This is a genomic window from Paenibacillus peoriae KCTC 3763 (genome assembly GCF_000236805.1).
GTDB classification, from domain to species: Bacteria; Bacillota; Bacilli; order Paenibacillales; family Paenibacillaceae; genus Paenibacillus; species Paenibacillus peoriae.
Window position 1 is genome coordinate 88,449 of the sequence record NZ_AGFX01000037.1, and the last position, 23,243, is coordinate 111,691.

Consider the following 23,243-nt stretch of genomic DNA (forward strand, 5'->3'; position numbering starts at 1 on the left):
ATGTCCCATGACATGGACATGTATAGACGGGATGCATCTTTTTTCTAATCCAGGTAAATATATATACAAATCGGATGGAAGTGAAGGAGGAATGAACATGTGGCGGGCAATCGTGACTCATATCCCCAAATGGAACGTGTGGATAGAAGCCCTATTTTTGTTCATTGTACCTTTGGTTATTTTTTTGGCGGTACGACAAATTAGAGCACTGGATGGCCGAGAGAGCAGACGTATGGAGCGTTTGGGACTTATGAAAGAACAAGACCGCTCGAAGCATACAGATGATAATGCGTCTGCAAGTGGGAAGGAAGAGGAAACCCTGACCGAAGACTATCAAGCCAATGTGGAAAAAACCAGACAAGCGACCGCAGATATGGCAGACGTGAACGAACGTTCCATTTTCCTGGAAAACCTGAATGCGGCAGGTACTCTTTTTTTTGTGGATGGATTAACGGATAAGGTGGTTCTGGACCAGAACGTTTTAAAGCCGCTGATGGATTGGAGCAGATACGGACAAGAGGACGACGAGCCTCCGAGAGGAGAATCACTTCGGGATATGATTATTCGTCAGGTCATGCTTGTGTCGGAGATAGAATGTACGCTGGATGTGCAATATGCTTTGCGGAAGGTGTTGTTCGGTTCAGTGATCCTCATGATTCAAGGTATACCGGGTGCTATTGTACTGGGCACACCCAAGGGGAATAAGCGAGCGGTAGAAGATCCAATATCAGAATCGGTACTGCGAGGACCGCGAGTCGGTTTTACGGAGACACTCAGCGACAATACGGCAATGCTGCGCAGACATGGGGAAAGTACGGAACTGGCTATGTCGTCTTTCAAAGTTGGCAAAAGAGTGGAGAAGCAGTTGATGGTGGTGTATTTCAGAGATATCGCTGATCCTGAGCTTGTAGATGAGGTAAAGCGCCGGATACAAACCATTGATATAGATGAGGTGATGGAGTCGGGCTATGTAGAGCAGCTGATAGAGGATAACTTTCTTAGCCCGTTTATGCAAATTCAAAATACGGAGAGACCGGATCGGGTCATGGCCGCACTGCTGGAGGGACGGGTGGCGATTCTCCTGGACGGTACCCCTTTTGCGCTCCTTGTGCCTGTATCGTACGGGATGATGCTTCAGTCTCCTGAAGATTACTATGATCGATGGATAGCGGGGTCGCTTATTCGATTCCTTCGTTTTATAGCGGCCTGGATAGCCTTGTTCGCGCCGGCTCTTTATATTTCCTTTATCTCATTTCATGCCGGATTAATACCGACCAAACTGGTCATTTCCATTATCAGTGCAAGACAGGGTGTCCCCTTTTCCACACTCATTGAAGCTCTGATTATGGAAGTTTCCATCGAAATTTTGCGTGAAGCAGGATTACGGCTGCCAAAACCGATTGGCCCGGCCATGGGCATTGTCGGTGGTCTTATTATTGGACAGGCGGCTGTCAATGCCGGAATCGTGAGCCCGGTTCTCGTCATTGTGGTGTCTGTTACAGCCATTTCCTCTTTTTCCTCGCCTGTATACAGCGCTGGCATTTCCATGCGTGCTCTTCGTTTTGCGGCTATGTTTACCGCTGCGATCTTCGGTTTGTATGGAGTGCTCATGTTTTTCCTGATGCTGACTATTCATATGGCCAAACTGAAAAGCTTTGGCGTTCCGTACCTTAGTTTGATGGCTCCCCGTTCGTTGAAGGACTGGAAGGATTCCTTTATCCGGGCACCGTTCCAGTTTATGAAAAACAGACCGATTGCATTGAAGCATAAAGACCCCAAGCGACAAGGATGAGTTCAACACAGGAGGGAGCAGAGTGACTCGTGGGAAAAGAAAAAGTAGATAAAATTACAACGCTGCAAATGACGGGAATTGTGTTTTGCTTTATGCTGGCCGCCGGGTTGCTCACTCTTCCGAGAGTGGCGGCCGAGGCAGGGGGAGCACCGGATGTATGGATGTCTGTCATTCTGGCGGGTGGCATAACGTTCTTGTTCGGATGGATTATGGTGAAACTAAGTCAACGATTTCCGGATAGTACCTTTTATGAGTACGTCCAGCGCATAACGGGCAAAGCTGTCGGCAAAACGCTTGGTATGCTGTTAGTCATCTATTTTGTTGGCTTGGCCGGATTTGAAATCCGGTCTGTGGAGGAAATAACATCGTTTTTCCTGCTTGAGGGAACACCAGCGTGGGCTATTTCAGCCGTTTTTATGTGGATATCTCTGTATCTATGCATGGGAGGAATCAACGTAATAGGCAGGGTATGTCAAATCATTATCCCGATTACTACGTCTATTTTTGTATTGATCTGCTTGCTAGGATTGAATGTTTTTGAACCAAACTATTTACGTCCCGTCTTTTCGGAAGGCGTGATGCCTGTGTTTGCAGCCTTAAAATCTACAGCACTTACTTTTACGGGAAGTGAGTGTATGCTTATCATACTTTGTCGTATGGATAAACCGGAGAAAGCAACGAGGGCACTCGGCATTGGCATTGGAATCGTGACTCTATTTTATACGGCTGCGGTCATCCTGTGTATTGGTGCTTTTTCTGTGGAAGGCGTTGTAACCAGAACCTGGCCTTTTATCGATTTGGCCCGCAGCTTTGAAGTAGACTATCTGGTGCTGGAACGGTTCGAATCCCTATTGCTGTCGATCTGGATCATGCAAATTTTTGCCACATTCAGTATCGCTCTTTACTGTGCTTCGCTCGGAATGACTCAAATATTGAATGCCTCAAAATCCAAAATCCTGTTTATTTTGCTTCCTGCCGTTTACGTCCTGTCCCAAATTCCCAAAAACCTGAATGAGTTATTTTCCTTTGGAACGATGATCGGGAATGCAGCCTTAATTTTATTCGCATTACTTCCGCTGCCTCTGTTGCTTATTTCTCGCTGGAGGAGGGTACGGTCATGAAGAGAGTCCGCTCAGGATTGCTCGGTATGACAGCTTTCTTGATATGTATTACACTTTCGGGTTGCTGGAGCAGCTCTCCGGTTGAGGATTTAAATCTGGAGGCGGGTATTGCTATGGATGTGGCGGAGGAATCTCCGCAAGAGGAGCAGATTAAGGAGAAAGGAGGGAATTATCCGAAGAAAGATTTAATTAAAGGAACCTTTCAATTCATCGTGCCAGAGGAAAGCAAAGGTTCGGGAGGCCCTCCTCCTTCGCAAGCAAAAAAATTTTACAACATTACGGAAACCGGTGATTCCGTCTTTGAGATTCTGAGGGAACTTTCATTGCGGACCAATCGTCCTCCTATCGGATTTCATTTGAAAACGGTCGTTATCAGCTCCAGTCTGCTTCGTAAGGTTCCGTTGTACGAGTTGCTGGACTTTTTTTTGGGGGATAATGATATCCGGCCTAGCGTTCAATTGCTGATCAGTACAGGCAAGGCAGGTGATACACTTCAGGAGAAAATCCCTGGTCAGACCCCGGCCTTTATATTAAAGGAGGTGTTCGTAAACCGTAAACGGAATTCACGGCTGCTAAAGCCCGTGGCATTGGTTAACGCGATCGGACCCATGAAAGGAGACAGGAGCTTTTTATTGCCTAATGTCATTGCCGCGGAGAGTGAGATCAAGCTGGCGGGTGCGGGAATCATCAATGGAAAGACGCAAACATACGCTGGTTTTCTGAATGAGTCTGAGGTGGAAGGGCTGATGTGGATCAAAGGCGAATTGAAAGGAGGTGTTGTGAAAAGCATCGATCCCAAAACCAAAAAAAATATTGTTTATGAGATCGAATCGGTAAAAAGCCACACCAAGGCCATCGTTCAGGGGGATGACATATCTTTCCGCGTGAGAATGACTTCAGAGGGGCGTATTTCGGAAAACTATAATCCGAATGAAGATTTGGGCAACAACCGACTGCTTGGGCAAGAAGAGAGTATTTTCCAGGAGAAAATCAACTCATTAGCAGAACAAACCTTAGCCAAAATGCATACGCTGCGGGCAGATGTCGGAGGTTTCGGAGACGCCCTGCGGATTCAGCATCCTAAAGTATGGAAAAGGGTCAAAGACGATTGGGATAAGACCTTTAGCACGATTCCGGTACAATTCAGTACGGATATTCACATTGAGGATTACGGAGCTTCTAATACGACGGCAGATTGACATATATTGATTGAAAACAGCCATTTCACAGACAGGATACAAACCTGTTTTGCTGAAATGGCTTTTTTTGCGTTCCAAAGGCTATTTTTCAAACAGTGACAGCGTTTCTTCCAGCCATGCAATATAGCTTACTTCCCGATTGATGGCACGGCTCAGCACCAGATAATGCCCGAACTGCTGAGAGCCAGGAGCTTGGAGGTTCTCGTCCAACAGTTGGAGGGATTTTTTGCTTTCATATAAATGCTCCAGCTTGCCTTTACGTTTGGCGATCTGATCCTCGAACAGCCGCTTGTTCTCTTCCTTGGAGATGGCGGCTGAGAAATACAGCATGAGCATAAACTCATCCTTTTCCGTTTCCGGCAGCTCTTTGGGACTTGCCAGCCACTCAATCAGCTCTCGGGTTCCCTTGGGTGTGATGCAATACAGTTTCTTTTCCAGCTTGGCTCCTGTAATGGAGGTGCGGTATTCAATTAACTCTTCTTCGGTCAGCCTTTTGAGCTCAGGATAAATCTGGCTGTGCTTGGCACTCCAAAATTGTCCGATTTCCTGCTTGAATTGGCTCGTAATATCATAGCCGCTCATTTCCTGTTTATAAACCAGGCCCAAAATGGCATATTTCAATATTCGTTTCAACGTAGGTCTCCTCGTCATGGGGTATTTGACACTAGTATATCACAGTGCTACAATTTAAATGTAATTTAAAACATGTCTATATTTACATGTTTAAAGTTACTTTTTTCATTGTCTCATTCAATTCATAAAAATCATAATAAGGAAAGAAGGATGTGCGATGGACAAGTTTATCGGAAGCCACATGATCTACACGTATGAGAATGGTTGGGAATACGAAATTTACATTAAGAATGAAGATACGATTGATTACCGCATTCATAGTGGAATGGTAGGCGGGCGCTGGGTACGTGATCAGAAGGTAAATTTGGCGAAATTAGTGGAGAATGTGTATAAAGTATCGTGGACCGAACCGACCGGCACGGACGTTGCTCTAAACTTTATGCCTGAGGAGAAACGTATGCACGGTATTATTTTCTTCCCTAAATGGGTGCATGAGCATCCAGAGATTACGGTCCGCTATCAAAACGATTTTATTCCGCTGATGGAAGAATCGCGTGAAAAATACGAAACCTATCCGAAGTATGTAGTCCCTGAATTTGCAGACATTACCTTCATTGAAAATGCGGGTGTGAACAACGAGCGAGTGATTTCCCAAGCACCTTACGCGGGTATGACGGATGATATCCGTGCGGGTAAGCTGCAAGCCTAATCAAGCCATGGACTGATTGAAGTGTAAAGCCTGGGCCTGTCATGAACAGTCTCAGGCTTTTTTGTGCAAACGGCTGAAGTTCATATGAATCGAGAAACATTAAGCCTTTTTCATTTTAAAAATTTCTCAGTATTCATTCCAAGCGCCGCATGTAAATAACATTGAAAAGTCGGGTCTATAAGCCTGAATTAAAAAAAATGTACACAGGAAACGAAGTAGGCGGAATGGTGCTGTACAAGCGGAGCGGTCGCTTTAAAAGCTTTCCTACGGAAAGCTCGCTTCGAAAGCATCACTTCCCCGGATTTCTCCCCTAATTATAGTTTTATTCAAGAAATCCGGGGGCGGTGGCGATGGGAAGCACCATCCGTCTGCGTAGTGGCAACAGAAGTAACTTTAGGTGCAGCTTATAATGGATACAAAAAGAGCCTCTGCACCACTTTATTAGTGGAAACGGAGGCTCTTTGGCATGAAGAAGATAAGGCTGATTACACGGGTGTAACGTCCTGAATAGCTCCTTCTTCTTTCCAAATCACGTTCTCGCGATAGTTCTGTCCCCAGTCGTACATGGCTTTCAGTACTGGAATCAGGCTCTCGCCATGCTCGGTCAGTGAATATTCCACATGCGGAGGGACAACAGGATAAACTTTGCGCAGAATAAGCTTATCTTCCTCCAGCTCGCGCAGCTGATTGGTCAGCATTTTTTGTGTAATATGAGGGATCAGCTTCTTCAATTCACCGAACCGCTTGGTGCCCTCCATACCGAGATGCCACAAAATAATCAGCTTCCATTTTCCGCCGATGACCGCGAGGGTCAATTCCTTATCACAATTAATCAGCTTCAAATCAATCCGGTCTTTTACAGTAGTGATGTTCATCGCCCTCCTATCCGTAGTGATTCCAAGTATACTATTTATAACTACTCTACGCAAAAGGAGATACATCCATTTTGGAAACTAAGCATACGTTTGGATACGGATCGACCGGACGGTGAAGCGTGATGATGCACGCAGTGACGGTTAAGAAGGAATAACGATGGTGTTAAATGACTCCGGCTCCAGCTTCAAAAGGTGCGTCGTTTCTCCCACAGACAGATTCAGCGCGCGCGATTCGTGGAACGGGTTGGCGATGACCAGTACCCTTTGTCCGTCCGTATTTTGGAAGGCAACGGCATTTCCGGCCCATGATCCGCGAAGTCCAATGCGTCTGGCTCCCGGTAAAACAAAATGAGAAAAATGCTTCATGACGTAATATTCCGGGTTCAGGACAGGCTTTCGATCTGCTGGATCGACGGTAATCATCGAATTTTGCTCCCAGCCCCATGTGCTCTTGCCTCTTGGCTCCAAAACCATATTCCAGTAAATATAAGCATTCACGCCGTTCGTGAAGTAATGCTGGTACAAGTTGTATACATATTTAGCGTAATCCCATGAGTTTTCTCCGTTCCCGCATTCATTTTCGGTCTGCATGTAACGAAGCTCGGGATAACTGGCAACGGTGCGTTGAATGGCATTTTTGCCTGCCCACTGATAGCCCACGCCTTTAATATATTTGTAGGCTTCCGGGTCACTCAGCACGGTATGGGCATACTCGTCGAATCCGGTGGAAACCTTTTTCGTTAATTCCTCCCACGGATCGGGAGCATTAATGGTACCGAGCCATATTTCCGTATCCAGTCCGTGTTCCTCAAAAGCAGGGCCCAAATAGTCGCGAATAAATTCACGCAGCTGTTCTCCCGTCCACACACAGGAAGGGAACTTTTGATCGGCGATGACTTCATTTTGGACATGAATCTGATGGATTGTAATTCCTTCTTCACGGTATGCCTGAACAAATTTGACAAAATATAATGCATACGCTTTCAAAATATCCTTTTCCCAGCGCAGAGTTCCGAAATTGTAGGCCTTGGGTGATTTCATCCATGTCGGCGGGCTCCAGGGGGAAGCGAACAGCTTCAAGTCCGGATTGAGTTTTAGTGCTTCCCTAATGAAAGGAATGAGATATTGCTGATCACGTTCAATGGAAAAGTGCTTCATCTCCACGTCGCCGTCTGTTTCATTGTGACTGTACCACTCCAGCGCGTAGTCACTGGCGCCAATGGGCAGCCTGCAAATCGTGAATTTGTGCTCGCCCTTCGGGTGAAAGAGGGAATGCAGCACCTGCTCCCGTTCGGCACTTTCCAGGTGGTTCAGGGCCACATATCCCAGTTCATTAAAACAGCCGCCAAATCCTTCGACAAGCTGATACATTTCTTCCGTTATGGTCAGGTTTGCCTGCTCTTGCGTTTGGGTGAGGTTATGAGCTTGGGATTGCCAAGCCTGGGTCTTGGAAGTGGAAAACCACTGAATGGTTTGATTGCTCATGTATTGCCCTCCTGTTCAAGCTTTTTGTATCTCTTTTTATTATAGGGTAGGATCAAAGGAGATGAGATAGTCTGAGCCAAGACAAATTTGCCCTAATCCAAGGTGGAATCTGAGAAGATTTTTGTTGATAAGAAGTGCTAAGGACACATAAAGAACACATGTCTTTGGTATGTTTTTGTCTAGAATGACCGAAAGAGGGAAGTCGATTGAATAAAAGAGTTCTTCTCGTCGAGGATGAAATACGTATTCGTGAAGTGATTGCGGATTATTTTAAACAGAATAAATGGGAAGTCTATGAAGCAGGCACTGGAAAGGATGCGCTAATCTGGTTTGATTCGGTGCAGCCGGACCTGATCGTACTCGATATTATGATGCCGGAAATGGATGGTTGGGAGGTGTGCCGTCAGGTACGCAGCCGTTCAGGAGTGCCGATTATTTTGCTGACAGCCAAATCCGGCGATGATGATAAAATATTAGGCTTTGATCTGGGGGCGGATGACTATGTTACCAAGCCTTTCAGCCCTAAAGTACTAATCGCCCGCGCGAATGCGCTGATGAAGCGGGTGGAGGGACATGTGCAGCCAGAGTCGCATATATTGCGTTTCGGCAGTGCCATTCTTAACACGATGGCTCATCGGCTTGAGGTGGATCAGGCAGAAGTCGAGCTGACACCCAAGGAGTATGAGTTGCTGCGGCTGCTTATACATAATAAAGGCATGGTCATTTCACGGGATGCGATACTGAACCGGGTGTGGGGCATTGATTTTGAAGGAGACACACGGGTTGTCGATACACATATCAAAAAGCTGAGAAGCAAGCTGGGCCGTGAATCACGCCATATCCGCACGGTTTTTGGTACAGGCTACAGGTTTGAGGAGGAAGAATGAACAAGCGGGGAGTAACCTTTAAGTTGTTCATTATGACCGTTGTTTTTTTCCTGTGTTTTTACGGGATGGTGATTTTGTGCCAATTGCTGTTTTTTGAAAATTTTTATCAGCATCAGAAGATTGGCCGAGTGGAAAGCCGTTTGCAAAGCTTCGGTCAGAGCTATGTCAAGGAGGCGTGGGGACCTAGCAGAGTTTCGCGCGAGGCGGCTCGCTTCATGCTTCAAAACAAGAACCAACTGGCGATTGTAACGCTGGATGGCAAAGTCAAGCTGGATGATCCGTTTCATATCAGTCTCAGAAAAGCAGATGGTAAGATCGTTAAAATATCGCTGTCTCTATTTATAGCCCAGTACGGAGATGAACTGAGAGCTTCCCGGATTCAGCCAGGTGATACAATAACCGTGGAAGGCGAAATACTGGAAAGTGATGGAATTTCTTCTGCCAATGTGATATTTCCAGTGTCTATTCAGAAGTCTGGCTTCAAAAATATAGGTGCCCTGGACGAGACAGGCACAGAAAGCAGCATTAAATGGACTGGTACAGTGACGGAAATTGTAATGCCGGATTTGAAAACATTAAGCGGTCGGCAAGGTTTACTGTTTAGTGCGTTGGATGAATGGTTTCCTTTGTCGCAGACACATCTGGAGAAACTCAAGAAGTTCGAAGTGCTGGAGGAAGAATGGACAGAGCCCTGGACGGGCGCACGTAATGCGGTCATCGTCCACCCCGTGCGTCAGAGTACGGGGGAAATCGATCTGCTGTTCACAGTGACATCATTACAGGAAATCAGTGAGACGAATGAAGCCCTGCGTTGGTTTTATTTATACCTGGGTATCGGGGGATTTGCGCTGATTTTGATGTTGTCCCTATTCTATTCCCGAATGGTGACCCGCCCGCTGATTGCTTTGAACAATACCGCCAAGCGGATGGCTAAACTCGATTTTACAGCCCATATACCGATTCGGCAAAATGATGAGCTGGGTAGTCTTTCCTACAGCATGTATACCTTGTCCCAGAACCTGGATTCCGCTTTGCGCGAGCTTCAGGAGGCCAATCAGCAATTGGTCGAGGACATGGAGCAGAAGCAGAAGATGGAGGCCGTGCAGCAGGACTTTTTTGCCAACGCTTCTCATGAGCTGAAGACCCCGCTGAGTATTATTAAAGGCTTTGCCGAGGGACTGCAGGATGGGGTTAGCGCCGGAAAGCAGGATCATTATGTGAAGGTCATTGTAGAGGAAGCGGACAAAATGGAGCGGCTGGTCAAGGATATGCTGGATCTGGCCAAGCTGGAATCCGGCACCCTCAAGCTTCGCAAGACGACCTTTATATTAAGTGAACTGGTGGAGGAAGTCGTGGACAAGCTATTCCATCTGTTGAAGGAAAAAAGACTGGAAGCAGTCATTATTCCTGCCAATGAGCTGCCGATTTATGCCGATACGGGATGGATGGAACAAGTGATTATCAACTTCGTCGTCAATGCCATCCGGCATGCTGAAGAAGGAAGCTCGATTACGATCCGTATCGAAGGCTCCAGAGAAATCAATACTTTTTCCATTGAAAATAAAGGAGAGACGATTCCTGAAGATCAACTGGATCAGATATGGGATCGGTTTTACCGGGCCGAGCTGTCACGCAGCCGCCAAACGGGTGGAACAGGACTCGGGTTGTCCATTGTCAAACGAATTCTGGATTTACACGAATTCCGCTATCAGGCAGAGAATACCAAGAATGGCGTTCGTTTTGTCGTTATATTCGGAGGCTAGGCTATAGCAAAGGAGTTAAGTAATATGAAATGGAATTGGTTGCCCTCACTTTGCACGCTTGCAAACCTGGGAGCTGGGGTCTTATCCCTTTACTTCACGATTCATGGGCAATATATGGCCGCCTTTACCCTCGTGGTGGTGGCTGCTTTATGGGATGTACTGGACGGTTTGCTGGCAAGGCTGCTGCATTGCTCCAGTGATTTTGGCAAGCAGCTCGACTCGCTGGCGGATGTGGTCTCATTTGGTGTTGCGCCTGCTTTCTTGATCTTGCTTTACAAGCTGGGAGATACCCATTGGATAGGGCCGGCCGTGGCTGTTTTGTTTGTGATATGTGGTGCGGTAAGATTGGCCAGATTCAACCTGATGGCTTTTAGCACAGGTTTTGTAGGTATGCCAATTACAGCTGCGGGTGTGATTGTGTCCTTTATGTTTCTGTGGAGTGAGCATCTGAAGCCGGGGCTGCTGCTCACGCTAATGGTAGTGCTATCGTTTCTCATGATCAGCCGTATTCCGTTCCCGTCCTTCAAGAAATTACCGAGCAGGAGGTAATGTCCCAATGGAATGGGCCATGAGTATCATTAATCAATACGGATATATCGCTATTTTTGCGCTTCTTGCTCTTGGGATTATCGGCCTGCCGGTTCCGGATGAAATTATTATGGTATTTGTAGGCTATTTATCCTCCATCATGGTACTGAACTATTCAATCTCAGTACTGGTCAGCTTTATCGGTGCGATGACAGGGATGATGATCAGCTACACGCTTGGCAAAAAGTTGGGGCAGCCGTTGGTCGATAAGCATGGCAAGTGGGTCGGGCTGACACCGAAGCGATTTGCAAAGGTGAAGAGGTGGTTTGCACGCTTTGGGCTATGGACGATTCTGTTCGGTTATTTTATTCCGGGAGTCAGGCATGTGACAAGTTACTTGTCGGGGATTAGTGCCATGCCTGCTCGAAAATATATACTGGTGGCAAGCGCAGGTTCTCTGGTATGGACGCTTATCTTTATCTCGATTGGTTATATTGCCGGGGCGAATATAAACTTTCAGTAAGGTTATACCTAAAGTAATGTAGCATTTTTCACGTATTCCAACGATAATATAATTAAAGAACTTGTACAACCAGTGAGGGGATCTATATTGAATGTTGTCATGAAGTATATTGAGAAGTTGCCTGGTTTTCTGCAATTGATCCTGAATATCTCGTTGTTTCTGGTTGGGCTGATTTTAAGCTTCTTGCTCCTGAAAGAAACATGGTCCATTTTCTCTTATGTTTTCTTGTACACGGAGGCCGACAAAAATTACTATGAATTCACGGAAGAATTGCTTGTGTTCTTCTTGTATTTTGAATTCATTGCATTAATCGTTAAGTACTTTAAAACCAATTTTCATTTTCCCCTACGTTATTTTATCTATATTGGGATCACGGCCGTCATCAGGCTCATTATAATAGATCATGAAGATGCTAAAAATACATTTTGGTGGTCCATTGCAATTCTGGTCATGGTAGGTTCTCTATTGATTGCTAACAGTAAATTGTTAAAAAGAGAAAGCTGATGCTGGAGTAAATGACAAGATTGACAGTCAAGCAGGAGAGAGGGAATAAAGACGAATGGTAAGGAACTGGATGAATCATACGGGCGTCAGGCGGGCAGTCGTGCTTGCGATAATCATTTTGCTATTGTTCATGTTGAGAAGCATGATGAACATTATTTTGTTAACGTTGCTGCTTACGATCCTGATTGGCAGCATATATAACGGAGTGAACAAGCTGATCAAGCGGTTTGCCAATGTACCGCCAATGATTGTGCTGCTGCTGGTTTACGGGCTGCTGATCCTGATTATCGTGTGGGGAGTATACCGCATGGTGCCGCTAATCAGCATTCAGGTCAAGCAGGTGTATTTTATGATTCATCAGGCGTATATGTATCCTGACCGGAATCAATGGAACGAAACAATCATTCAATTTATGGATACCCTGAATGTTCAGCGGCTATTTGAGCCTGGCTGGAATGCAGTCATGAAAATCAGCCAACTGGGCACACAACTGCTAGTGTCGATTATTTTGAGCTTGTTTTTCCTAATGGAAAAATCCTATATTACACGCTTTACAGCTACGTTTGTGGACAGCAAGCTGGGCTGGTTTTTCAAGGAAGTGGGTCATTTTGGCCGCATGTTTCTGGACACATTCGGAAAGGTGCTGGAAGCCCAACTGCTGATCTCACTCATTAACTGTATATTGACCACGACTGCTCTTTGGATTATGGGTTTTCCGAATCTGCTCGGCCTCGCGCTCATCATATTCTTGTTGGGATTAGTCCCGGTGGCGGGTGTATTCATCTCCCTGATACCGCTCGGTCTGATTGCTTTTAGCGTCGGGGGAATCAATTATGTGATTTATCTGGTTATTCTGATCGTAGTTATTCATGCGATTGAAGCCTATTTCCTGAATCCGAAGCTGATGTCATCCAAAACCAATTTGCCGATCTTTTTTACCTTTGTCGTATTGATTTTCTCTGAACATTTGATCGGGATTTGGGGCCTGATTGTAGGGATTCCACTGTTTGTTTTCTTCCTCGATCTGATGGGTGTACAACGCAAACAAGAGAAGGATACCTGATTCAGCTGTACCGATTCATTACGAATGCCTGCGAAGCCGTAGGCATTTTTTATTGTTTTTAAATTCCTTGTCAACTGTAGTAGACTGAATTTACAAGATCATATTAATTGGAAAAGAAACGAGATGATATTGATGAATCAGGAAATTAAGGTATTGGCTATATCGGGGAGTCTCCGTCAAAAGTCTTCCAATACAGCTCTAATGAAGGCTACTATTGGGCTAGCGCCTGAACATATGATATTCACCGTCTATGGCGGGCTGGGAGATCTACCCCATTTTAATCCTGATTTGGATATAGATGAGGGGCCAGCTTCCGTAAGAGAGTTACGGGAACAATTAAAGCAAGTGGATGGAGTCTTGATTTGTACGCCGGAATATGGGAATGGTGTACCGGGCGCTTTGAAAAATGCATTGGATTGGCTCGTATCTTCGGGTGAATTTGTAAATAAACCTACAGCAGTTATTAGTGCATCACCGTCTCCTATGGGCGGGAGTCTGGCGCATGCCTCGCTGCTGCTCACATTGCAAATGATCAATGCCGAGATTGTGGAAAACGGAAAGGTCATTATTCCACATATTACATTGAAGCTGGATCGCGAAGGCGTAATCACAAACGCTGAGACCAGGCAAGAGCTACAAGCATTACTTCAAGGGCTTAAGCAGGCATGTCGAGGACAGCACATTACAGGAACTTAGCCTTTAGCTACAGGTGCCAGAAGCTTCGAGCCCGGTGCATCTGAAGCGTATGAAGGTGATATAATAGGGCACAAATAGGTTCATAGAGTGATAACTGGAGCAGAGGAGAAAAGGCAGATGTATGAGGAGATTGTGGCGTATGGTTTAAGTAAAAAGGAGGCTGTAAAGGATTATCCTTTTGGTCCCGAGACGCTGGTGCTGAAGGTAGGAGGCAAAATGTTTGCTCTCTTGACTGAAAAGGATGGCATTAGCCATGTATCTCTAAAATGTGATCCAGCCATTGCAGAAAACCTGCGTGAGCAAAACAAGGCGATTAAACCGGGATATCATTTGAATAAAAAGCATTGGAACACGGTGACAGTCGATTCTGCTTTCCCATTAGATGATCTGTATAGCATGATCGACCATTCGTATGAGCTGGTGTTCAAAAGCTTAACCAAAGCGCAGCGTGAAGCCATTACGATGAGAATACGGGCAACCGAATCGTGATAGGCGCGCTTGACGATGATTACCACCACGGTCACCGCTACAGGGTTAAGCACATATACTTACTAAAATTTTTATAGTTTTGCTTGACATAAAGTAACTAAAGATATATTCTTGATTTAAAGATAATTCATTTGAGAATAATATCAAGGAGTGGAACTGAACATGAGCGAACTGGTGAAAACTATTCAAGAGAGAAGATCAGCTTCTAAATTTATTCCTGATGTTACAATAGATCAAAAAGAACTGGAAGAGATATTTCAGCTGGTGAAGTTTGCTCCATCGGCTTTTAATTTACAGCATGCACACTATATCGTGGTACAGGATGCGGATATGAAACAAAGGCTGCATGACGAGGCAAGCAAGCAGTATAAAATATTAACCTCTTCGGCCACCATTGTGGTGCTGGGGGATACAGAGGCTTATACAAAAGTAGCTGAATATAATGAGGGTTTTCTGAATCTGGGCGTGTTGAGCAAGCAGGAATATGACAGCACGGTGGAATCGGTGACCCAGTTTTATCGAGAACGGGGACCTGTTTTTCAAAGAGAAGAAGCGATACGCAATGCCAGCTTGTCGGCCATGCAGTTCATGCTGATTGCCAAGGACAAAGGGTGGGACACTTGTCCGATGATCGGCTTTGATCCCGTGAAAGTGCAGGAAATATTGAATATTCCAGAACATTTTGTGCCCGTAATGATGATTACCCTGGGCAAAGAGGATGAATCCGGTCAGCGACCACGCGGATACCGCAAGCCGATTGGACAATTTGTCAGCTACAACGGTTTTTGAAATATATAAATCATGAAGATATAAGGAGTGATCGAGATGACATTAAAGACTGCCGGAATTCACCATATCACGTCCTTTGCAGGAGACCCGCAGGGCAATGTTGATTTTTACGCAGGTGTGCTGGGTTTGCGATTGATTAAAAAGACGATCAACTTTGATGCTCCAGAAGTGTATCACCTGTATTTTGGGAATGAACAAGGCAGCCCGGGAACGATTGTTACCTTTTTTCCAGCTCCAGATACACGCAGGGGCAAGATCGGGGGCGGACAAGTCGGGATTACAACGTATGTCGTGCCACCCGGTGCTTTGGAATACTGGGAAAATCGTCTGCACAGCTTGAAGGTGTCTTTCACGAAGGCCACTCGTTTTGGCGAGTCATACGTCCAGTTCCGAGACAATGAGGGCTTGCATCTGGAGCTGGTGGAGCGGGAAGAAGGTCCGGCGAACACGTGGACAGCAGGCGGCGTGCCTACGGATAAAGCGATCAAAGGCTTTGGCGGTGCTGTGCTGTACAGTACGGATTCCAAGCATACGCAAGGTGTGCTGGAGAACGTTCTGGGCATGGTTCCTGTCGGAGAAGACGCAGACGCAGGCTACATCCGCTATCAGACGACTGGGGATTTGGGCAACCTGATCGACCTTCCGATCAAAAATGTACCGCTCGGAAACGGCGGTGCCGGCACGGTCCATCATATTGCCTGGCGTGCGCAGGACGATGCGGAGCATCAGGCGTGGAACGAGTGGGTTCGCCAGCATGGCCTTGGGACGAGTGGCATTATTGATCGCCAATATTTCAACGCAGTATATTTTCGTGAACAAGGCGGTATTCTGTTCGAGATCGCGACCGATCCGCCCGGTTTTACTGTCGATGAGGAATTGAATGAATTGGGTCACAAGCTGATGCTGCCTGAGTGGTATGAGCCTCAGCGTTCCCTGATTGAGTCTAATCTGGTTCCCATTGAACCCAGAGTGATCAACCAGGATTAAATCTTTGGGACAGGATCATCACGACATGAGCAAACAGGTCCAATGGCGGGTAACTTCTACCGTTCATTGGACCTGTTTGCATGTGAAATGGTACTCCTATATGACTCTTCTTATATCATAAGCAGCTCGCGAATTTCCAATTCGCTCAGTGCCGAAAGACTTTCTTGTCCCGGCTGGATAATCTGGTCGATCAGTTGTTTCTTTTTCTGCTGTAGCTCATACATTTTGTCCTCCACCGTGCCTTGGGCGACGAGGCGAATCACCTGTACGACTTTTTTCTGACCCATTCGGTGTGCGCGATTAGTAGCCTGCTCCTCCACGGCGGGATTCCACCACAGGTCATACAAAATGACCGTATCTGCTCCGGTGAGATTCAGGCCAGTTCCTCCTGCCTTTAGGGAAATCAGGAACAGGTCGTGTTCTCCTTCATTAAAGCGACTGCACAGCTCCACACGCTCCGAAGCTGGTGTCTGTCCATCCAGATAGAAGTAAGGGACCCCTTCCCGGGCAAGCTCGCGTCTGATCATTTGCAGCATCGTTGTGAACTGTGAAAAAATGAGCATCCGTTTCCCGGAGCTGAGGCATTCTGCGATGATTTCCAGCAGCTGTTCGTATTTGGCTGAGCTTCCGGTGTACCCGTCGACGAACAGGCCCGGATGACAGCAGAGCTGGCGAAGCCGGGTCAGACCTGCAAGGATTTTGATCCGGTTTTTCTGAAAGCCTTCCTCGTTCAGATGCTTCAACGTTTCATGCTGCAGCTCGGCCAGATAAGCCATGTACAGCTTTTTCTGTTCCGGCAGGAGCCGTGATACCTGAACGGATTCAATTTTTTCAGGCAGCTCCTGGAGGACATCGCTCTTGAGACGACGCAGCAGAAACGGGCGAATCCGCTTGGCAATCGCATCACGAGTCAGGTTGTGGAATGCTCTTTTTCCACCGGGAAATAGCTCGGGAAATACAATGTCAAAGATGGACCACAGCTCTTCCAGTGTATTTTCTATTGGCGTTCCTGTCAGGGCAAAACGGTAACGGGCTTTTATATCCTTAACAGCCTGCGCTGTCTGGGTGGCATGGTTCTTGAATGCCTGCGCTTCATCCAGAATGAGCGTGTGAAACGATGGCTTGCTGTACATCTCCGCATCCCGGCGCAGCAGAGGATACGAGGAGATGATTACGTCATAGCTGGCAGCATCCCGTATCATCCGGCCGCGCTCTTCCGGTGTGCCATCTGCGATCGTGACGCGGATATGGGGCGCAAATTTCTCCAGCTCATTTCGCCAATTGTACACCAGTGATGCAGGGGATACGATCACGGCTGGCAGCTGCTGGCTGCGGATTTCCGGCAGTACAGAGACCAGGAAGGCGATGCTTTGCAGCGTTTTGCCCAGTCCCATATCATCTGCCAATATGCCCCCAAAACGATAATGCGCCAACGTCTTGAGCCATTGAAAGCCATAAACCTGATAATCTCTCAGGACGGGAGCGAGCGTCTCTGGCACTGGAAAGTCGAGATGGTCAGGATTCCGTATATTTTCCAGCAGCTGGCGAAAGGCTTTGCCCAAAGTCAGATTTTTCTTCTGATCGTGGGGGTCAATCAAGTACAGCCCTTGCGTAACAGGAATGCGAATTTGCGCGGCATCCAGATCGCTTTTGCGGATACCCGTTTCGTTCATGAACCGGATTAGCTCCTTGTATTCCTCTGTATCGAGCGGCAGCAGGGCACCGTTCGGCAAACGGTGGAACCTTTTCTTCTCATTTAACGATTTGAGCAGCTGGCGAATCTCAGATTCGGGTATACCGTCAATATCAAATTTAAATTCAAGCAAATCCGTGTGTTCATCCCACTCCACCCGCGTCCTCGGGACGGGCAGCGTATTGTTGATCTTCGCTTTGACCGCACCTGTAGCATAGATGGAAAGCAGCTTCTCCAGTTGTGGTACGGTATGGTACAAAAAATCAAATTCCGCATCTTCATCTTCCATAACATATCCGCTGTCTGTTTTGGCGAAGGAGCTATGGTCCATCAGTTCCAAAATCCGCTGCTCCTGTTCTCCGTCCCGGATCAGAATATGGCCATTACCAGGCACCTGCTTATCTGTTTCCAACGGGTTGATCACAATATCCCCATATTGGAATTCCAGTGCAGCCAGCAGCTTGTCCCTTACCCGATCCAGATATAGCTTCGCCTTTAGGGGCTGTTGTGTGACCCGTTCAGAGACAGACCGGCTCATGTGGACCCGTCCGAGCTTCATCAGCCCGGGCACGACCTTGTCCATAAAAGATTCCATCTGTGTTGGCGCAATCAGAATCTTCTGCCTGTGGTGGACTTCCACCATCCGTTTTAGCTCAGACAAATACCGCAACGGATCAGCCTTCTGTCGTACAAGCTTGCCATCGGCAATGACGACACCATAGTCCTCCATGATGGTCAAATCATCGAGTCCCTGAATACATAGCTGGTAGCCCTTGGTTTCACCCTCGGCTTCATCGAATTCAAATTGCAGCGGAAGCGTGAGGTCCGACTGGGGGATACCCTCGCTCATATTTCCGTGAATTTCAAAATGGACACCCTGTGCTGCTGTCAGCAAGGGGAATAGCTTCTCCCAAGCCGCAGGAGGGATCAGCAGCATTCGTTCGCCACTCATATGACTGCTTGGGGACACATGCGCACCTGAAGTTTCCCGAAACATGCGCTCATTTCGGCAAACCTGCACCAACTGCTGGAGAATGGCGTCATGCTCAAGCCGGAAGCGGTGCAGCTGAGGATCGTAAGAGAAGTTATTCGTGAACCTGTAGCTATCTCCATGGTCAATACTATCGAGAAACGAGCGGATTTTCTGAACGATATATAATCGTTTGGGCCCTGCTTTCATCTCCATGCCAAACATATATTTCTGGTAGCCGTAGGCGAAAGGCCGAATCATAAACTGAAAATCCAAGACCTCACGAGTATCCAGCAGGGTCGGCGTACTGCGAATCGGCCTTTTGCTGCTAAACAGCTTTAACATACTGTCGGTCAGTTGGAGATCCCCTGATGTGCTGCCGGAGGAGCGTACGTTTTTGGCAGTGTGGTCATAATCCATTCCTCCCGCTATATCCGGGGAAGTGCCGGGATGAAGTCTGGAAGCAAAGGAGCGTACAGACAGACTTTTGCCTCGCAGCATATCATGTACGTTAATGAGAACAGCAGCGATGTGTTTACAATATCTTCCGGTCGTTTGAAATGTTTTACAGGTGCATTCCGCACGGATACTGCCACTGGGACGGATCATTGCGGCAACGGCATAAAATCCGCTTCCTTTGACTGTAGCTTCGTACACACCTTCATCATGGTCTATTTGTGTAAAAGCCACTCTTTTGGCCCGGTAATAGCTGTCCCCGTCGTCATAAGCGGCTTGACTACATAGTTGTCTGATGACCCGCCGGGTAAGTTCAAAGCTCATGGTTCGCAATCCTTTCCTGGTTGTTCCGTTTTCTTACATGATAACAGAATAGAAGGGAGGTTGGACATGTGGCAGACCGCTTGAGGCTTTTACAAGCTGCACATAGCAGGATACAATGGAAGTGTTAGAGAAAGGAGACGGGTATTTTTGCCAAAAGAAGACCAAAAAACGGATTCCAAGTCCGGTTCATCCAAATGGTATCTTGGCAGTGCGGCAGCGTTGCTTCTTTTGAAGGGCAAGTCGTTGCTTGCGCTTTTGAAATTCAGTAAATTTGGCGGTGCGCTGTTCTCTATGGCAGCGACGATTGGCGCATATGCAATCATTTATCCATGGGGATTTGCGGTCGGGCTCGTGCTGCTGTTGTTTGTGCATGAGTTGGGGCATGTATGGGCGGCCAAGCGCAAAGGACTTCCGGTTTCGACACCGTTATTTATCCCTTTTCTTGGTGCGCTGATCACGATGAAACGCCATCCTTTGGATGCCCAGACAGAGGCTTATGTGGCCATGGGCGGCCCACTACTGGGTACGGTTGGAGCTATGGCGGTATACGCAGGAGCCTATGCAACGGACAGTCCGCTGCTATATGCGCTGGCATATGTAGGTTTTTTTCTGAATCTGATTAATCTGTTGCCGATTCATCCGCTCGATGGAGGACGAATTTCCACGGCAGTGACACGCTGGTTATGGCTGGTGGGCTTACTGGGTGGCATCGTCGTAATTATCTATTTGAAATCCATTTTATTTTTCTTTATTTGGGCGCTTTTCGCCTATGATTTATACAAAAAATATATCAAACGCAATAAAGGAGAGGCCAAGGTTCTATCCTTTACGCAAAGTCCGGTGGTTGATGTTCAGCATCTGTATGAGCAAGGATACCCCTTGCCCGGACCGGAGCATACGCGCAGATTATCCTTTAATACCTACTCGGATCTCGAAGGACAGCAGTATGTGACGGTGTATATGGAAAGTTTGGATGTAGCGCAGACATTCATGCTGCCACAGCAGTGCCTTGTCCAAGATGCATGGCTGAACGGCGTGGAGCATATATCGACGCCAGATGCGTATCAGCTCAGATTGCTGTGCGGGATCGATTATATACCCTATGAAAATGATAAATATTACGAAGTACCCGCATCATCACGCTGGAAATTCGGGATCGGTTACTTGGGCTTGGCGTTATTCCTGATGGGGATGATGTATGTAGTACACCAGCATATTGGGGATATTAGGCTGAGATAATGTAGTTATAAAAAGACGTGGTATCTGATATTTTCAGACCGCGCCTTTTTATATTTGATTGCAGAAGGAACCCTAATGCTCAGCCGTAATGGGCTTTAACGATTGGCGGTATTTGAGCGGACTGGTGCCCGTCCAGCGCTTAAACTGCCTGCTGAAATGAGCCAGACTGGAGTATCCGAGCAGGGAAGCTATCTTGTTCAGCGGCAGATTGGGCTGCTGGATCAACACTTTGGCCTCATGCAGCTTGGTCTCTGACAGGTAGTGCCGCGGCGAATAGCCGTATACCTTGCGGAATACCTCCTGTGCATAGCCGGGACTGATTCCGAGGGAGGCTGCCACGTCTTCAATCCGGAATGTCTGCTCACCGGATTTATCCTCCCGGTAGGGTTTAAATCTGGATTGGATGGCTTCCATAATGGCCTTGGCATACTGAACGGATGAAGGTGCAATTCGGGGCTCCAATCCCGTAGAAATCATTTGCGAGAATATCCCGAACAGCTCGAACAAAGCAATTTGCATGCGAAAACGGTCTGCTGTCGTATATTCTCCACTCTCCCGCACCATGCCGATCCAGCTATGGACAACCTTTTGCAGCTTAGTATTGGTTTCAGTACCCGCCGGGAAAAAGAGCTGATTGCTCTTGATCATCTCCTGACGGAACAATGGGTCATCCACATTAAAATGAGTGCTAAAATAATACATTCCACCAGGGGAAACACACTGACTCACATGCTTGAATCCCGGCGGAATAATTAAAATATCACCCTCCCCAACCGAATACACGTTATTCTCCATAATCGTTTCCTGACGACCTTCTAAAATAAGTGCAATTTCAAAACCGATATGAGACTCCTCCGGCATGCGCCAGTCCGCTTTGACCCGGTGAATATGAGCGCCGAAAAATTTCACATTCCAGTCAATTCTAGGCAACCATTGGCAATCATGGAATAAAGATGGATCAACTTCAGCATTTAATATCATAAGATCACCTTCGATTAGGGCAAATTTTACACTGCTTAGACAATCTCATTGTACCTAACATTTGACTATAATAAAAGAGCGTTTACAAACGCTCTGCTATAGGCTTTTATATAAAAAGAAAGCGCTTATATGGAGAGGGTTTGAAAGCGATGCCATACTGTATTTAGGAGGAGCTATGGAAACAACAACGAAAGAACGTGTGTCCTATTACGTTTATTTTTTGGGAAGCAACGCAATTCTCTGTCTGGTCGCCTCATTTGCGATGCTATTTTATACGGATTATGTGGGTATTTCTGTGTCGATTATCGGTACTTTGTTCGTGCTGGCCCGCATATGGGATGCGCTGAGCGCTCCAATCTTCGGCGTGATCATTGACCGGGCCCAACTCAAAGGCGGTTTGTTCAAGCCGTGGACGAATCTGGCCTCTATCATTTTGCCCATACTTACTGTATTGGTGTTCCTCGTTCCCAGCGATGCTTCGCTTACCGTCAAGATAATTTATATCGCCGTCACATACTTGGTATGGGAAATGTGCTACACCATCAGTGATGCGCCCGGCTTTGGTCTGGCTACACTGATGACGAAAAACACGCACGAACGCGATCTGCTGATGTCCAGAGGCCGGACGATGGTGTTCTTGGCTTTTATGGTCATTTCCTCGTCTGCGGTAGCTGTGGCCAATCAGATATCCTGGCCGATTTTGGCGGTTATCGTTGCCACGGCGGGTTTGGTACTCATGAATTTTACTCGCTTTAATGTCAAAGAGCGTTATTCCAACAAGGGAGAGAAGGTTACGCTCAAGCAAATTATGACGTATCCCATGCAAAACAAGCAGCTTTTATTCTATCTGATGTCGTTTATGACATTGTCCATGACCAATCTGCAAGGGATTGTCGTCAGCTACTTTGCTTTATACAACTTGAAAAATCCTATTTATATTTCAGTACTGATGTTCATTTCCTTGGGTGTACAGCTGCTAACAGCGTTAATTTTACCACCGATTATTAAGAGATTTGGTAAATGGAAGGTGAACGTATTCAGCTTGATTGGATTGTTTGCCACGGGTTTGTCCCTGTTCGCCATTGGGTACAGCAATCCCATCGTCGTATGTGTATTCGCGGTTCTGTTCGGCCTGTTCAGTTCTGCTCCGCAGCTCATGGTGCCGATGTTTACCGCCGATTGCGTCGAATATGGCGCGTTCCAAAAAGGTGTACGTGCCAGTGGAACCGCTTTTGCCACCCAAACGTTTGCAGGAAAACTGGGAGGAGCGGCAGCCAGTGGGATCGTCGCTTATGCGCTTGCCTTTGCAGGCTATATCCCGAATGTACCGCAGACCGGGCAGGTTCTCACATGGATATTCGCACTTTATGCGGTGGTACCTGGTGTAGGAGCCTTAATTACGGCAGGCCTGTTCGCGTGGCTGTACAAAATTAGAGAAAAAGACGTAGAGGGCTGGCTGGCGATTGCGAAAAAAAATCAGCAGCAGGCGGGTTCTGCGGAGCAGGGCGTTACCGATAAGAAACTGGCCGTCCCGTCTCTTTCTAAACCACACAACAGCCACGGTATTTGAAACAAATGAGGTCGTATGACACTTTAC

General features: G+C 46.9%; 21 protein-coding genes. 16 read left to right on the plus strand and 5 right to left on the minus strand.

Annotated features, from left to right (window positions below):
- Window positions 1–97 precede the first annotated feature (97 nt).
- From KQI_RS0118575 to KQI_RS0118585, 3 genes are read left to right on the plus strand one after another with little or no spacing between them, the layout of a single operon-like run.
- Window positions 98–1,792, plus strand: a complete 1,695-nt coding sequence (locus KQI_RS0118575) for a spore germination protein (protein ID WP_010348379.1) — start codon at window positions 98–100, stop codon at window positions 1,790–1,792.
- Window positions 1,793–1,821: 29 nt separating this feature from the next.
- Window positions 1,822–2,913: a spore germination protein gene (locus KQI_RS0118580; protein WP_010348380.1), complete on the plus strand. Its 1,092-nt coding sequence runs from the start codon at window positions 1,822–1,824 to the stop codon at window positions 2,911–2,913.
- Entirely contained in the window at window positions 2,910–4,112 is a 1,203-nt protein-coding gene (locus KQI_RS0118585; RefSeq protein ID WP_010348381.1) for a Ger(x)C family spore germination protein, read from the plus strand. Before KQI_RS0118580 ends, KQI_RS0118585 begins: the two co-directional genes overlap by 4 nt.
- An 81-nt stretch (window positions 4,113–4,193) precedes the next feature.
- On the opposite strand, the gene KQI_RS0118590 is transcribed toward KQI_RS0118585, so the two are convergent.
- A complete protein-coding gene (locus tag KQI_RS0118590) occupies window positions 4,194–4,745 on the minus strand; it encodes a PadR family transcriptional regulator (protein WP_010348382.1) in 552 nt (183 codons plus the stop codon).
- 157 nt (window positions 4,746–4,902) lie between these two features.
- Between KQI_RS0118590 and KQI_RS0118595 the strand changes: the two genes are divergently transcribed.
- Window positions 4,903–5,394, plus strand: a complete 492-nt coding sequence (locus tag KQI_RS0118595) for a phenolic acid decarboxylase (protein WP_010348383.1) — start codon at window positions 4,903–4,905, stop codon at window positions 5,392–5,394.
- A 485-nt stretch (window positions 5,395–5,879) separates the two neighbouring features.
- Here KQI_RS0118595 and KQI_RS0118600 read toward each other — a convergent pair whose 3' ends face one another.
- Complete coding sequence (locus KQI_RS0118600) at window positions 5,880–6,269, minus strand: winged helix-turn-helix transcriptional regulator (RefSeq protein ID WP_007428687.1); 390 nt, start codon at window positions 6,267–6,269, stop codon at window positions 5,880–5,882.
- A 141-nt stretch (window positions 6,270–6,410) separates the two neighbouring features.
- On the minus strand, window positions 6,411–7,754 hold the full coding sequence (locus KQI_RS0118605) for a glycoside hydrolase family 30 protein (RefSeq protein ID WP_010348384.1): 1,344 nt from the start codon (window positions 7,752–7,754) through the stop codon (window positions 6,411–6,413).
- Window positions 7,755–7,960: 206 nt separating this feature from the next.
- Here KQI_RS0118605 and KQI_RS0118610 point away from each other — a divergent pair, with 206 nt between their 5' ends.
- The 10 genes from KQI_RS0118610 to KQI_RS0118655 all read left to right on the plus strand — a co-directional run bounded on the left by KQI_RS0118610 (window position 7,961) and on the right by KQI_RS0118655 (window position 15,983).
- Window positions 7,961–8,641, plus strand: a complete 681-nt coding sequence (locus tag KQI_RS0118610; RefSeq protein WP_010348385.1) for a response regulator transcription factor — start codon at window positions 7,961–7,963, stop codon at window positions 8,639–8,641.
- Window positions 8,638–10,404: a sensor histidine kinase gene (locus tag KQI_RS0118615; protein WP_010348386.1), complete on the plus strand. Its 1,767-nt coding sequence runs from the start codon at window positions 8,638–8,640 to the stop codon at window positions 10,402–10,404. Before KQI_RS0118610 ends, KQI_RS0118615 begins: the two co-directional genes overlap by 4 nt.
- 24 nt (window positions 10,405–10,428) lie before the next feature.
- On the plus strand, window positions 10,429–10,953 hold the full coding sequence (pssA, locus tag KQI_RS0118620; protein ID WP_010348387.1) for a CDP-diacylglycerol--serine O-phosphatidyltransferase: 525 nt from the start codon (window positions 10,429–10,431) through the stop codon (window positions 10,951–10,953).
- Between the two features lie 7 nt (window positions 10,954–10,960).
- Window positions 10,961–11,455 carry a DedA family protein gene (locus tag KQI_RS0118625; RefSeq protein ID WP_010348388.1) on the plus strand — a complete coding sequence of 165 codons (495 nt, stop codon included), beginning with the start codon at window positions 10,961–10,963 and terminating at the stop codon, window positions 11,453–11,455.
- Between the two features lie 87 nt (window positions 11,456–11,542).
- The gene (gene psiE, locus KQI_RS0118630) at window positions 11,543–11,959 is read left to right on the plus strand and encodes a phosphate-starvation-inducible protein PsiE (protein ID WP_029390235.1); all 417 of its coding nucleotides are present in this window, start codon (window positions 11,543–11,545) and stop codon (window positions 11,957–11,959) included.
- 55 nt (window positions 11,960–12,014) lie between these two features.
- On the plus strand, window positions 12,015–13,022 hold the full coding sequence (locus KQI_RS0118635) for an AI-2E family transporter (RefSeq protein ID WP_010348390.1): 1,008 nt from the start codon (window positions 12,015–12,017) through the stop codon (window positions 13,020–13,022).
- Between the two features lie 123 nt (window positions 13,023–13,145).
- The gene (locus tag KQI_RS0118640) at window positions 13,146–13,718 is read left to right on the plus strand and encodes an NADPH-dependent FMN reductase (protein WP_010348391.1); all 573 of its coding nucleotides are present in this window, start codon (window positions 13,146–13,148) and stop codon (window positions 13,716–13,718) included.
- 117 nt (window positions 13,719–13,835) lie between these two features.
- Window positions 13,836–14,207 (plus strand): MmcQ/YjbR family DNA-binding protein, encoded by a 372-nt coding sequence (locus KQI_RS0118645; RefSeq protein ID WP_007428698.1) that lies wholly within the window; start codon window positions 13,836–13,838, stop codon window positions 14,205–14,207.
- A 162-nt stretch (window positions 14,208–14,369) separates the two neighbouring features.
- On the plus strand, window positions 14,370–14,996 hold the full coding sequence (locus KQI_RS0118650; protein WP_007428699.1) for a nitroreductase family protein: 627 nt from the start codon (window positions 14,370–14,372) through the stop codon (window positions 14,994–14,996).
- 36 nt (window positions 14,997–15,032) lie between these two features.
- Window positions 15,033–15,983: a ring-cleaving dioxygenase gene (locus KQI_RS0118655; RefSeq protein WP_010348392.1), complete on the plus strand. Its 951-nt coding sequence runs from the start codon at window positions 15,033–15,035 to the stop codon at window positions 15,981–15,983.
- Window positions 15,984–16,093: 110 nt separating this feature from the next.
- Here KQI_RS0118655 and KQI_RS0118660 read toward each other — a convergent pair whose 3' ends face one another.
- Window positions 16,094–19,426, minus strand: coding sequence for a DEAD/DEAH box helicase (locus tag KQI_RS0118660; protein ID WP_010348393.1), 3,333 nt, complete (start codon window positions 19,424–19,426; stop codon window positions 16,094–16,096).
- A gap of 147 nt (window positions 19,427–19,573) precedes the next feature.
- Between KQI_RS0118660 and KQI_RS0118665 the strand changes: the two genes are divergently transcribed.
- The gene (locus KQI_RS0118665) at window positions 19,574–20,665 is read left to right on the plus strand and encodes a site-2 protease family protein (RefSeq protein ID WP_010348394.1); all 1,092 of its coding nucleotides are present in this window, start codon (window positions 19,574–19,576) and stop codon (window positions 20,663–20,665) included.
- Between the two features lie 72 nt (window positions 20,666–20,737).
- Here the strand turns inward: KQI_RS0118665 and KQI_RS0118670 are convergent, their stop codons facing one another.
- Window positions 20,738–21,646, minus strand: a complete 909-nt coding sequence (locus KQI_RS0118670) for an AraC family transcriptional regulator (RefSeq protein WP_010348395.1) — start codon at window positions 21,644–21,646, stop codon at window positions 20,738–20,740.
- 175 nt (window positions 21,647–21,821) lie between these two features.
- Here KQI_RS0118670 and KQI_RS0118675 point away from each other — a divergent pair, with 175 nt between their 5' ends.
- Window positions 21,822–23,216, plus strand: coding sequence for an MFS transporter (locus KQI_RS0118675; RefSeq protein ID WP_010348396.1), 1,395 nt, complete (start codon window positions 21,822–21,824; stop codon window positions 23,214–23,216).
- Window positions 23,217–23,243 lie beyond the last annotated feature (27 nt).